The sequence below is a fragment of the Pseudomonas sp. F2 genome, from assembly GCF_057174385.1.
Map to the genome: position 1 here is coordinate 2,884,142 of NZ_CM169904.1, position 12,510 is coordinate 2,896,651.

Consider the following 12,510-nt stretch of genomic DNA (forward strand, 5'->3'; position numbering starts at 1 on the left):
TCAGTCGCTGCGCGAGTGAACGCTGGCCATCGGTTGTCATGACGCAATCCTTGTTATTGTGCGAGCCGCAAGCGGCGACCCGTACAAAATAGGCTCCGGCTGTTCGGAATATCAAGCAGCGTCAAACAAAAAAGGCCACCACTGAATTTCCGTGCAGGAGCTGCCGCAGGCTGCGATCTTTTAATCTTAAAAAAGTCAAAAGATCGCAGCCTGCGGCAGCTCCTACACGGGGCATGCCTTCAGGGCAGGTAGAGGCTGAAGACCCCGCCACCCAATGGCCCGCCATTGCGAATTTCGGTGTGCCCGACCACGCCGTTGCGCTGATGCAACGCAGCAATGCGGTTGGCGAAATACAGACCCAGACCCGTGCTGCCGCTGCCGTGATTGATGCCCTGCACGTAATCCGCCTGACGCTCGAGCATCTCGACCGGGTAACCGTCGCCGTCATCGTTGATGCTCAACACCAGTTGCCCGGCTTCGTCGCTGACGGTAATCAGCAGCGACTCGCGGGCATAACGAATGGCGTTGTTGATGCAGTTGCCCAGCACCGACGCAACCAACTCACGATCGAAGAAACCCAGCGGGCTCAGCGGATCGACTTCATAGGTAGCAATGATCCCGCGACTGGCGAACACCTCTTGGTGCGATGCCAGTTGCGCCTCGATGAAATCATCCAGCTCGTGATACGCCGGCTGCAGCGGCAACTGGTTGACGCCGAGCTTGTACAGCCCAAGCAACTGCACCAGCATGCCGTTGAGGTGGGCAAACTCGAAGTCGATCACGCCCTGCTCCGCCCCTCCACGCTGCCCCTCGGGCAAACGCGCCAGCCACTGGCTATGGGCCTGCGTCAGCATCGCCAGCGAGTTCTTCATGTCGTGAACGGTGGAGGCGATCACCGTGGAGAAGTCCAGAGCCGGATCAAATTGGTTCATTCGCCAAACGCCTTGCTTTTCAGCTTCTGATAACGCGCATAGCGCGCGTCGGTGTCGGGCATCAGGCCGACCATTTTCAGGCAGGCCCGACATTCTTCCAGCTCCGCCGACGGCACACTGGTGTCGGTGCCATGCAGCAGCGACTGGGCCATGTTCAGCGCGATACTGATGTTCTTCGGTTGCATCTTCAGCGCCTTGCGGAACACCTCGCGGGCTTCCACCAGATTGCCGGTCTTGTAAACGCGCACCCCCTGCCGGTTGAGGTCGGCAGCGGCGTTGCTCGAACTGAGGATAGTCGGGTCGTCGGTGAGCTTGGCGATGTCTTTCATCACCGCCGGATCGTCACCGTAGATCTCCGCACAGCTCTTGAGCATCGAAGTGCCCGCCTCGGCCTGACCAAGCATCTGCAATTGCTTGGCGACCAGCAGCGCCGCTTCAGGGCTCATGAACTGCTCCATGCCGTCGAGGCGCATCAGCGCTTGTTCGGTGAGCTTGTCAGCGGTCTCGGCATCGTTGAGCAACAGACTGGTGGCCTTCATCAGCCGCGCACGAATCTGCAGGCCCGGGTCAGACGGGTTCTCTTTGGCGACCGCGCTGAGCGTGGTGTTGATCTCCAGCCGCGTGCGCGTGTCGAGGCCGCGCTCACTGCCCTTGCTGATCAACGCATGAGCCAGGCCAAGGTTGCTTTCCGGATCCTTGAACCGCGACTGCGCCCCCTGCGCCACTGCCTGGCGATACGCCCGGGACGCGGTGTCGAAATCCTCGTTGGCCATCGCCAGTTTGCCGAGCAACGCTTGCCGGCGCACCGCCAGCGGCGACAAACGAATCGCCTCCTCCAGCACCCGCTGCGCGCCTTTGGTATCGCCCTCGGCGACCAGCACATCGGCCATGCCGTCGTACAACGCCGGCATCATCGGGAACACTTTCAGCGCCTTTTCGTAAACATCCTTGGCCTGCGCCACTTGCCCACGCTTGAACAGCAACTTGCCCAGCCCAGCAAACGCCCACGGCAACGGCCGGTCAGCGATGATGCTGTCATAGAGGCGTTCGAGCGCTTCGTTCTGGTTCATGTCGCGCAGCGCATCGGCGCGATAACGCAGGCACAGCGGCGAATAACGGATGTCCTGCTTGCACAGCGCAATGCAGGCGTTGAGCACCTCGACCGGTTTACCGCGATCAAGGGCTTGCAGAATCGGTTTGAGCAACGTCTTGCGCTGCTCCAGACGCTCCAGGCGCTGAGCGAGGCCGGAGCGGTTGAACGGCTTGGTCAGGTACGCATCCGGCTCGTGCTCCAGGGCACTGAGCACCATGGCCTGACTGGTCTCGGCCGTGACCATGACAAACACCGCTTCATGGCTGATGAGCTTTTCCGACATCAGGTCTTCCAGCACCTGCTGACCATTCTTCTTGCCGTCACCGAGGTGGAAATCCTGCAGGATGAAATCGTAGGACTTCTGCGCACACATCTTCAGCGCCTGCTCGCCGGTATCAGCGGTGTCCACATCCTTGACCCCCAGCTCGCGCAGCATTGAGCGTACGGAACTGCGGAAATCCGAGAAATCATCGACGATCAGAAAACTCTTTTGGTGATACGACAGCATCGAGGATTTCCAGGCAATTGAAGTAGGTGAACCGGGGGCGTTTTCACAAGCGCGCAGATGATAGCTGGAGGCCAAATGCTATCAAGCGATTTCGTGCGAGTCTGAGGTCGCCGAATGAGTTATCGGCAAGGGGTGGGGTTCTCTGAAGTGGAGGGGTTCAAGATTCCTTGTGGAAGAATCTGCTGATGAGAATGTCTGATGACGGACCGCGCCACCGCTCGAATCAGCCTGACCATCAGCGCATGAAAAAAGCCCCGAAAGATAATTCTGTTCGAGGCTTTTTAGTAGACGCATTCAGCGTCCGGAATGGATGGTGTCCCAGGGCAGGTTCGAACTGCCAACCTTCCCCTTAGGAGGGGGATGCTCTATCCAATTGAGCTACTGAGACACTGAGTTGTCGCGGCCGGACACGGCGCGACGGACGGCGAGCATGTTAACGGCCAGCCCTTGGTTTGTCATGTCGTCCATGGGTTTTTTAAGTGTAGGCAGGCGGCTTGCAATGCTGCGGGAACATTTACCGTGCAATTTGCACTACCGCAAAAAGCCATCATTGCAGATTGCAACCCGACACTTGGGAAAAACCCTTCCAAATGCTTGTTTTTAAAGGACTTCACAGCGGTTAGACTGTTGGCACGCCGGGTGCTTTGTCTGTTCCTATAACAGAACAAATGGAGTCAGCCCCATGAACAGCACTCTCTTGCTTGCAAACGCAATCGCACTGGCGGTTTTGGTTGGCTTTCATTTTGTTCCAGAGCGTGCTGAACCGGTGGCTCAGCGTATACCGCATTACTTGCAGGTGCAGAGAGCACCGCAGTTGGCGGTGCTGAGCGATCAGGGCGACTTCGCGGCGCAGGCAGTCAATCAGCCTGAGCAAGCACTGCCGACGCGCGACACCGAACGTCTGGTTTTTTGAAATATCTTCAGGAGTACAGCATGTCCAAATCAGCCGCAGGATTTCTGATCCTCGCCTTATTGAGTGGCGTTGTGCATTTTTCGCTGTTCGAGGAAACCGAAGTCACTCTGCCGCTGATTGGCTGCGGCGTGTTTGCGGTGTTGTTTGTGCTGGCCTTGGCGGCCGGGCGCAAGATCAAGTTTGATCCGGTGCTGCGTTAAGCCGGATCAAGTCCAGCAGTTGCTTGACGGCGGTTGCCAGGTCGCCCGAGTTGTCGATCAGATGCACGGGAAAGTCAGTTGCCCTTCTGTCCTTGAACAGCGCATTGCGCGCCAGCCTCGCATCAATCTGCTCAGGTGTTTCCCGGCCACGCTTGAGCAGGCGTTCACGCAAAACCTCATCCTTGACCGTCAGCAGCACCGGCAGCAAAGTCGGATAGCGCTCATGCGCCTGACGCAAATTGGCCCGTGAGCCATTTACCAGCACGAATCGCCCTGCACGTAACCGTTCATCCATTTCTGCCGGGATGCCGTAAGCCAGCCCGTTGGCGTGCCAGGATAGCGAGAAATCCCCGGACTGCTGACGTCGTTCGAATTCTTCGGGTGTTACGCCGATGGCATCTTCACCCACCGATTCCGCTGATCGGGTAATCACCCTGCGGATGATTTCGCAGTTCAACCGGCGCAATGGCTCACGCGCGGCCTCGATCAGGCTGTCCTTGCCTGAACCGGAGGGTCCCATCAGATAAATAAGCCTGCCATCCATCCTGAAAACGCCCTCCAATGGGGGTTTGCCCTAGTAAATCGGCAAATTGCCACTATCCTGTACAAGTAGGGAACAAGGATTGAAAGCCGCACAGCATGCACGTTCTGACGTCTTAGGGCATCAATAGATGTGCAACAGGAAGCGGCCAGTGATGCGGGCCAAGGCAAAGTTTTCAAACCAGTCCGCATTTCTGATAATTGGTGCTGGCATTACGCCTTTACCCAGCTCAATATTTGTCACAGAATTGACGCCAATGATCTGGCAATTTTGAGGCATGATGCGGGCCTCTTAACAATTCAGGTTGAACCATTTGGCGCGGATGCTTGTCCTATCACACATCCTGCGGCCAATCCCGAGAACCGCTCCCCTGAACTAACCGGTTAAATATATGCGCCCATTGAAACAGGCAATTTATTCCAGCCGTACGGCTGACAAGTTTGTCGTACGTCTGCCAGACGGAATGCGTGAACGCATTGCCGAGGTGGCTCGCAATCATCATCGCAGCATGAACTCCGAAATCATTGCGCGTCTTGAGCAGAGTCTTATTCAGGAAGGCGCACTGGGCGAAGAACTGAGCATGCGCCTGGACAGTCCGGAGCTGTCGCTGCACGAGCGTGAGCTGCTGCAACGCTTCCGTCAGCTGTCGCACCGTCAACAGAACGCTCTGGTGTCGCTGATTGCTCACGACGCCGAGATGGCCGCAGACGCGTCCTGAGTGACATCGAAGATCTCAAGCCAGCTTAAGTGCTGGCTTTTTTTTGCCTGAAATCTGCCCCCGAGTAAACCTTGTTGCGAGGGGACTTATCTCCGATGAGTTGCGCAGCGTCCCCGGAAGAGGGCCTGCTGCGCAGTCCATCGGGGATAAATCCCCTCGCCACAGATCAATACACAAGCACAGACAACTATACAGGCACAAAAAAGCCCGCCATTTCGGCGGGCTTTTGCATGATGGCGAATCAGAGCAGAAAGATCGTCGCCAACCCCAGGAAGATGAAGAAGCCACCACTGTCGGTCATGGCCGTGATCATCACGCTGGCGCCCATCGCCGGGTCGCGGCCCATCTTGGCCAGTGTCATTGGGATCAACACCCCCATCAACGCCGCGAGCAGCAGGTTGAGGGTCATCGCTGCCGTCATCACCACGCCCAGCGACCAACTGCCGTAAAGCAGGTAGGCGACCACGCCGATTACCCCGCCCCAGACCAGACCATTGATCAACGCGACCGCCAGCTCTTTGCGCATCAGCCGTGAGGTGTTGCCGGTGCTGACCTGATCCAGCGCCATGGCACGCACGATCATGGTAATCGTCTGGTTACCGGAGTTACCGCCGATACCCGCCACGATCGGCATCAGCGCCGCCAGCGCCACCAGCTTCTCGATCGAGCCTTCGAACAGACCGATCACCCGCGACGCAACAAAGGCAGTGATCAGGTTGATCGCCAGCCACGCCCAACGGTTGCGCAGGGATTTCCAGACGGAGGCGAAGATGTCTTCCTCTTCGCGCAGACCCGCCATGTTGAGGACTTCGCTTTCGCTCTCCTCACGAATCAGGTCGACCATTTCGTCGATGGTCAGACGGCCGATCAGCTTGCCGTTCTTGTCGACCACCGGGGCCGAGATCAAGTCGTAACGCTCGAATGCCTGAGCAGCGTCATAGGCGTCTTCGTCCGGGTGAAAACTCACCGGATCGCTGGCCATGACTTCAGCAACCTGTTTCTCGGGATCGTTGACCAGCAGACGTTTGATCGGCAGTACGCCCTTGAGCACGCCGTCGTAATCCACCACGAACAATTTGTCGGTGTGGCCCGGCAGCTCCTTGAGACGACGCAGGTAACGCAGAACCACTTCGAGGCTGACGTCCTCACGGATGGTCACCATCTCGAAGTCCATCAACGCACCGACCTGCTCCTCGTCATAGGACAGAGCCGAACGCACGCGCTCGCGTTGCTGCTGGTCGAGCGTTTCCATCAGCTCATGGACGACGTCTCGCGGCAGCTCGGAGGCCAAGTCAGCAAGTTCGTCGGCGTCCATGTCCTTGGCCGCAGCCAGGAGCTCGTGATCGTCCATGTCGGCGATCAGCGTTTCACGAACAGAATCGGATACTTCGAGAAGAATGTCGCCGTCGCGATCAGCCTTGACCAGTTGCCAGAGCGTCAGACGGTCGTCCAGCGGCAGGGCTTCAAGGATGTAGGCAACGTCGGCGGAGTGCAGATCATCGAGTTTGCGTTGCAGTTCGACGAGGTTCTGCCGGTGAACCAGGTTCTCGACCCGGTCGTGATGCGCGCCTTCCTGGCGGTGAGTCAGGTCTTCGACGACCTTTTGGCGCTGCAGCAGCTCAACCACCTGAGCCAGGCGATCCTGCAGGCTTTCCTGTGTTTTCTTTACTTCGATTTCGGACATAGGCGAACTCCACTCCCAGCAGCGGGGCACGCCGGAAGGATCAATCAGTCAATTCATGATTGGTGAAACGGGCTACTGAGTAACTACTGGGTAAGTCCATGGAGGTTTTCCATAAGCCCCGGCGGGGCTGACGGGCGCAATGATACACCGCCTGACGGTTTTAAACGTTAAAAAATCGCGGTCGAAACAAGCGCTTGCGCAACAAAGCTGAGTGCTGTCCTGACCCGTGCAGATGCGACGACTCATCTTGAAAAGAAAACACACCGGCATTGAAAAATGTAGCGACTACCCTTGAGCGTAGACCGTCATGGAGGACGTCGAATGCTATCCAGAACATCCCGTTTTGTAGTCGCCAGCCTGCTCTGCCTGCCGCCCGCCGGGGCCGCCACCACCCTTCACCGATGCGAAGCGCCCGACGGCAGCATCACCTTCACCAGCCTGAGTTGTGCCAACGATGAGCAGCTCTCCGTTCAGCAGGTTCACCCTTACATGCCCGGCTCCGTCGTGCCGATCATGCCGGAACACAATCACGAAGAAATATCCGGTATGACAATCAAGGGACGTGAACCGGGCATCGTTGGCCGCCTGGAGGACAAATGCGGCAACCTGATCGATGCCAGACAGCGCCGCGAAGCGATCATCAATCGTCGCGTTATCGCCGGAATGAGCCAGCGGGATGTCGAGAGCGCCCTCGGCAAACCGGACAAGGTGAATATTCGAACGTCGACAACGAGCTATCGCTATGACCTGAAACGCGGCCGTAGTGCTCAAGTCGATTTTGATGAGAGGGGATGCGTGAAAGGAAAAACCAAATCGCAGACAACAAAAAGCCCGCGTTAAACGCGGGCTTCTTGAATATGGTGCACTCGACAGGATTCGAACCTGTGACCGCTCGGTTCGTAGCCGAGTACTCTATCCAGCTGAGCTACGAGTGCATTTTGTGTTTTTAAACCAGACCACAACTGGCTGAAGCCAAGTTACCTGCATCACTGCAACTAACTCTTAAATGGTGCACTCGACAGGATTCGAACCTGTGACCGCTCGGTTCGTAGCCGAGTACTCTATCCAGCTGAGCTACGAGTGCATTTGTGTTTTTTGACCAGACCACAACTGGCTGAAGCCGAGTTCTTTATATCGCTATAAACAACTCTTAAATGGTGCACTCGACAGGATTCGAACCTGTGACCGCTCGGTTCGTAGCCGAGTACTCTATCCAGCTGAGCTACGAGTGCATTTGTTGCGCCGCATTATAGCCCGTCTAATCTCTATTCCAACCACTTTTTCTAATAAATTCAACAACTTACAGAAAAAGCCAGATTACAACGTACTAAGCAAATAATGGCGGAGAACGGGGGATTCGAACCCCCGACACCCTTTTGAGGTGTACTCCCTTAGCAGGGGAGCGCCTTCGGCCACTCGGCCAGCTCTCCGCAACACGGGGCGTATATTAACCACCTTCTTCCCCGTTTGCAAACATAAAAATCGATAAAAATTAATGGCTTGGTTCTTCGTCCTTCTCTTTCTTTATACGCAGGTAAATTTCCTCACGGTGCACGGCAACCTCTTTCGGGGCGTTGACGCCGATGCGCACTTGATTTCCTTTGACGCCGAGCACGGTCACGGTGATTTCGCCATCACCGATAATCAGGCTTTCTGCGCACCGACGAGTCAGAATCAGCATACCTTTCTCCTCACGCATTTCATTTCAGGGACAACAGTCTGCAAAAAAAAGGCACCCGACCTACAACCGGAGCGATCGTAGCCCTACATGCCTGAGTATTGACCAGCGCGAGCAAAAGAACAGTTCAGGGGGCTCGCGCCATTCAAAAAATAAAGGGCGCGGTCAGACCGCGCCCTTCAAGTGACCGGATTACTCGCCCTGACGGGCCGGAGCGTCCAGTTCGAAAGCTGTGTGCAGGGCGCGCACAGCCAGTTCCAGGTACTTCTCTTCGATCACCACGGAAACCTTGATTTCCGACGTCGAGATCATCTGGATGTTGATGCTTTCCTTGGCCAGGGATTCGAACATGCGGCTGGCCACGCCTGCGTGGGAACGCATGCCGACGCCGACGATCGAGACCTTGGCAATCTTGGTATCGCCTACGACTTCACGGGCACCGATCTCGCGAGCGGTGTTTTCCAGCACGGTCTGTGCGGCCTGGTAGTCGTTGCGGTGCACAGTGAAGGTGAAGTCGGTGGTGTTATCGTGCGCGACGTTCTGCACGATCATGTCGACTTCGATGTTCGCGGCACTGATCGGGCCGAGAATCTTGAACGCCACGCCCGGGGTGTCTGGCACGCCACGGATGGTCAGCTTGGCTTCATCGCGGTTGAAAGCGATGCCGGAAATGATCGGCTGTTCCATGGTTTCCTCTTCATCAATAGTAATGAGGGTGCCCGGACCCTCCTTGAAGCTGTGCAGTACGCGCAGCGGAACGTTGTACTTGCCGGCGAACTCCACCGCACGGATCTGCAGCACCTTGGAACCGAGGCTGGCCATTTCCAGCATCTCTTCGAAGGTGATCTTGTCCAGACGCTGAGCGACTGGCACAACGCGCGGGTCAGTGGTGTAGACACCATCGACGTCGGTGTAGATCTGGCACTCGTCAGCCTTCAATGCAGCCGCCAGTGCCACGCCCGTGGTGTCGGAACCGCCACGACCGAGGGTGGTGATGTTGCCGTGCTCGTCGACGCCCTGGAAACCGGCGACAACCACCACGCGACCTGCTTTCAGATCACCGCGAATCTTCTGGTCATCAATCTGCAAGATACGCGCTTTATTGTGCGCACTGTCCGTCAGGATCCGCACCTGATTACCGGTGTACGACACCGCCGGCACACCGCGCTTGATCAGCGCCATGGCCAACAGGGCAATCGTCACCTGCTCACCGGTGGAAACGATCACGTCCAGCTCACGTGGAACCGGTTGCACGTCGCCACTGATTTGCTTGGCCAGATCGATCAGACGGTTGGTTTCGCCGCTCATTGCAGACAGCACAACCACCAGGTCATCGCCGGCATCGCGGAATTTCTTAACCTTGTCGGCGACCTGCTCGATTCTCTCGACAGTGCCGACCGAGGTGCCTCCAAATTTCTGTACGATCAAAGCCATTTCAAAGCCGCCTCTGCCCATGAAGGGCGCCCAATAATCACTCGAACAGCCGCCGGACCCGCCACTAGACTGCGGGCCCGGCGGGCCGTCTTATAAACCCTGCTCGACGAATGGAACGGTCAGCGCCAGAGCGCCATCCAGTGCGCCGGCGTCGACACCGCCGCCCTGCGCCATGTCCGGACGACCACCGCCCTTCCCGCCCACTGCCGCAGCAGCTTGCTTCATCAAATCACCGGCTTTGAGTTGGCCAGTCAGGTCCTTGGTTACACCTGCAACCAGTACGACCTTTTCCTCATGGACACTGCCGAGCAGGATCACTGCGCGACCGAGTTTGTTTTTCAGCTGATCAACCAGCGCCAGCAGCGCCTTGCCGTCCTGACCATCCAGACGTGCAGCCAGCACCTTCACGCCTTTGACGTCGACTGCCGAGTTCGACAGATCGTCGCCGGCGGCGCTGGCAGCCTTGGCCTGCAACTGCTCGAGTTGCTTTTCCAGCGCGCGGTTGCGCTCCAGCACAGCCGACAGCTTGTCGATCAGATTGTCGCGGCTGCCCTTGACCAGGTTGGCCGCTTCCTTGAGTTGTTCTTCAGCAGCGTTCAAGTAGGCCAGCGCCGCAGCACCGGTGACTGCCTCGATACGACGCACACCCGATGCCACACCGCCTTCGCTGATGATTTTCAGCAGGCCGATGTCGCCGGTACGGTTGGCGTGGATACCGCCACACAGCTCGACGGAGAAATCGCCGCCCATGCTCAGCACGCGCACGTTGTCGCCGTACTTCTCGCCGAACAGCGCCATCGCGCCTTTCTGCTTGGCGGTTTCGATGTCGGTTTCTTCGGTTTCAACCGCGGAGTTCTTGCGGATCTCGGCGTTGACGATGTCTTCCAACGCCTTGATCTGCTCAGGCTTGATCGCTTCAAAGTGGCTGAAGTCGAAGCGCAGACGCTGGCTATCCACCAACGAACCCTTTTGCTGAACGTGCTCGCCCAACACCTGACGCAGCGCAGCGTGCAGCAAGTGAGTCGCGGAGTGGTTCAGCGAGGTCGCGTGACGCACTTCGGCATCGACGTGGGTTTCCACTGGCGCGCCGATGGTCAGGCTGCCGGAATCCAGCACGCCGTGGTGCAGGAATGCGCCGCCGGTCTTGGTGGTGTCACGGACGTCGAAACGCGCGTTACCGGCCTGCAGGAAACCGCAGTCGCCGATCTGGCCGCCGGATTCAGCGTAGAACGGCGTCTGGTTCAGCACGATCACCGCCTCTTCGCCTTCACTCAAGACGTCGACCGACTGGCCATCTTTATAGATAGCGACGATTTTTGCCGAGCCGCTGGTGTCGGTGTAGCCGGTGAATTCGGTGGCCACATCCACCTTGACCAGGGTGTTGTAATCCAGACCGAACGAGCTGGCCGAACGCGCGCGCACGCGCTGGGCTTCCATTTCACGCTCGAAGCCGACTTCATCGACGGTCAAGCCACGCTCGCGAGCGATGTCGGCGGTCAGGTCCATCGGGAAACCGTAGGTGTCGTAGAGTTTGAACACCACGTCGCCCGGCACCACGGTGCCTTTGAGTTCCAGCAGATCCTGTTCGAGGATCTTCAGGCCGTGCTCCAGGGTCTTGGAGAACTGCTCTTCTTCAGCCTTGAGTACGCGCTCGATGTTGCTCTGCTGCTTCTGCAGTTCCGGGAAAGCGTCGCCCATCTCGGCAACCAGCGCCGCGACGATCTTGTAGAAGAAGCTGCCAGTGGCGCCCAGCTTGTTGCCGTGACGGCAGGCGCGACGGATGATCCGGCGCAGCACGTAACCGCGACCTTCGTTGGACGGCAGCACGCCGTCGGCGATCAGGAAACCGCACGAACGGATGTGGTCGGACACCACTTTGAGCGACGACTGATCGCCGTTTTCGCAACCGATGGCTTCAGCCGAGGCTTTAAGCAGGTTCTTGAACAGGTCGATGTCGTAGTTGGAATTGACGTGCTGCATCACCGCACTGATCCGCTCCAGGCCCATGCCGGTGTCGACCGACGGCGCTGGCAACGGATGCAACACGCCATCGGCGGTGCGGTTGAACTGCATGAACACGTTGTTCCAGATCTCGATGTAACGGTCGCCGTCTTCTTCCGGCGAACCCGGTGGGCCGCCCCAGATGTGGTCGCCGTGATCGTAGAAAATCTCGGTGCAGGGGCCGCACGGGCCGGTATCGCCCATGGTCCAGAAGTTGTCGGAGGCGTAAGGTGCGCCTTTGTTGTCGCCGATGCGGATCATGCGCTCGACCGGCACACCGATTTCTTTGGTCCAGATGTCATACGCTTCGTCGTCGGAGGCGTAGACGGTGACCCAGAGTTTTTCCTTCGGCAGTTTCAGAACGCCGGTCAGGAAGGTCCAGGCGAAGGTAATCGCGTCGTGCTTGAAATAGTCACCGAAGCTGAAGTTACCGAGCATTTCGAAAAAGGTGTGGTGACGAGCGGTATAACCGACGTTTTCCAGGTCGCTGTTCTTGCCACCGGCACGCACGCACTTCTGGCTGCTGGTTGCGCGGGTGTACGCGCGCTTTTCCTGGCCCAGGAAGCAGTCCTTGAACTGGTTCATCCCCGCGTTGGTGAACAGCAGGGTTGGGTCGTTGCCCGGAATCAAAGAGCTGGAGGCTACACGGGTGTGGCCTTGCTCTTCGAAGAAGCGAAGGAAGGCTTCACGGATTTCTGCGCTTTTCATTAGGTTCTTCCACGGAGGCTGCGGCCAAAGGCCTGTACGAAACGTCAACAGACGAAACGACGGCAAAGGGCCGCATTATATCGGCCCTTCGCGCGGGGTA

General features: G+C 57.8%; 11 protein-coding genes and 5 tRNA genes. 4 read left to right on the forward strand and 12 right to left on the reverse strand.

Going from position 1 to position 12,510, the window contains the following annotated elements; genetic code table 11:
* Positions 1–239: 239 nt before the first annotated feature.
* From AC193Q_RS12850 to AC193Q_RS12860, 3 genes are all read right to left on the reverse strand, one after another.
* On the reverse strand, positions 240–932 hold the full coding sequence (locus AC193Q_RS12850; protein ID WP_483879590.1) for a sensor histidine kinase: 693 nt from the start codon (positions 930–932) through the stop codon (positions 240–242).
* On the reverse strand, positions 929–2,533 hold the full coding sequence (locus AC193Q_RS12855; RefSeq protein WP_047295822.1) for a tetratricopeptide repeat-containing response regulator: 1,605 nt from the start codon (positions 2,531–2,533) through the stop codon (positions 929–931). Before AC193Q_RS12855 ends, AC193Q_RS12850 begins: the two co-directional genes overlap by 4 nt.
* Positions 2,534–2,844: 311 nt before the next feature.
* A tRNA-Arg gene (locus tag AC193Q_RS12860) sits at positions 2,845–2,921 on the reverse strand.
* Between the two features lie 294 nt (positions 2,922–3,215).
* On the opposite strand from AC193Q_RS12860, the gene AC193Q_RS12865 reads away from it, so the two are divergent.
* On the forward strand, positions 3,216–3,446 hold the full coding sequence (locus tag AC193Q_RS12865; protein WP_483879591.1) for a hypothetical protein: 231 nt from the start codon (positions 3,216–3,218) through the stop codon (positions 3,444–3,446).
* Between the two features lie 20 nt (positions 3,447–3,466).
* Complete coding sequence (locus tag AC193Q_RS12870) at positions 3,467–3,646, forward strand: PA3371 family protein (protein ID WP_095668542.1); 180 nt, start codon at positions 3,467–3,469, stop codon at positions 3,644–3,646.
* Here AC193Q_RS12870 and phnN read toward each other — a convergent pair.
* Positions 3,621–4,190 (reverse strand): phosphonate metabolism protein/1,5-bisphosphokinase (PRPP-forming) PhnN, encoded by a 570-nt coding sequence (gene phnN, locus AC193Q_RS12875; RefSeq protein ID WP_095668541.1) that lies wholly within the window; start codon positions 4,188–4,190, stop codon positions 3,621–3,623. The two genes, AC193Q_RS12870 and phnN, sit on opposite strands and share 26 nt — an antisense overlap.
* A 388-nt stretch (positions 4,191–4,578) precedes the next feature.
* Here phnN and AC193Q_RS12880 point away from each other — a divergent pair, with 388 nt between their 5' ends.
* Complete coding sequence (locus AC193Q_RS12880; protein WP_003178899.1) at positions 4,579–4,905, forward strand: Arc family DNA-binding protein; 327 nt, start codon at positions 4,579–4,581, stop codon at positions 4,903–4,905.
* A gap of 241 nt (positions 4,906–5,146) precedes the next feature.
* Here AC193Q_RS12880 and mgtE read toward each other — a convergent pair whose 3' ends face one another.
* Positions 5,147–6,589 carry a magnesium transporter gene (gene mgtE, locus AC193Q_RS12885; RefSeq protein WP_007963078.1) on the reverse strand — a complete coding sequence of 481 codons (1,443 nt, stop codon included), beginning with the start codon at positions 6,587–6,589 and terminating at the stop codon, positions 5,147–5,149.
* 321 nt (positions 6,590–6,910) lie between these two features.
* Between mgtE and AC193Q_RS12890 the strand changes: the two genes are divergently transcribed.
* The gene (locus AC193Q_RS12890) at positions 6,911–7,429 is read left to right on the forward strand and encodes a cell envelope protein SmpA (protein WP_239777913.1); all 519 of its coding nucleotides are present in this window, start codon (positions 6,911–6,913) and stop codon (positions 7,427–7,429) included.
* 18 nt (positions 7,430–7,447) lie between these two features.
* Here the strand turns inward: AC193Q_RS12890 and AC193Q_RS12895 are convergent.
* The 7 genes from AC193Q_RS12895 to alaS all read right to left on the reverse strand — a co-directional run bounded on the left by AC193Q_RS12895 (position 7,448) and on the right by alaS (position 12,410).
* Positions 7,448–7,524, reverse strand: a tRNA-Arg gene (locus AC193Q_RS12895).
* 72 nt (positions 7,525–7,596) lie between these two features.
* Positions 7,597–7,673: transfer RNA gene (locus AC193Q_RS12900), tRNA-Arg, on the reverse strand.
* A 71-nt stretch (positions 7,674–7,744) separates the two neighbouring features.
* Positions 7,745–7,821, reverse strand: a tRNA-Arg gene (locus AC193Q_RS12905).
* Positions 7,822–7,928: 107 nt separating this feature from the next.
* Positions 7,929–8,019: transfer RNA gene (locus AC193Q_RS12910), tRNA-Ser, on the reverse strand.
* 62 nt (positions 8,020–8,081) lie between these two features.
* On the reverse strand, positions 8,082–8,270 hold the full coding sequence (csrA, locus tag AC193Q_RS12915; protein WP_002554426.1) for a carbon storage regulator CsrA: 189 nt from the start codon (positions 8,268–8,270) through the stop codon (positions 8,082–8,084).
* Positions 8,271–8,459: 189 nt separating this feature from the next.
* A complete protein-coding gene (locus tag AC193Q_RS12920; protein ID WP_025112914.1) occupies positions 8,460–9,701 on the reverse strand; it encodes an aspartate kinase in 1,242 nt (413 codons plus the stop codon).
* Between the two features lie 90 nt (positions 9,702–9,791).
* Positions 9,792–12,410, reverse strand: coding sequence for an alanine--tRNA ligase (gene alaS / locus AC193Q_RS12925; RefSeq protein ID WP_483879592.1), 2,619 nt, complete (start codon positions 12,408–12,410; stop codon positions 9,792–9,794).
* Positions 12,411–12,510: the final 100 nt, after the last annotated feature.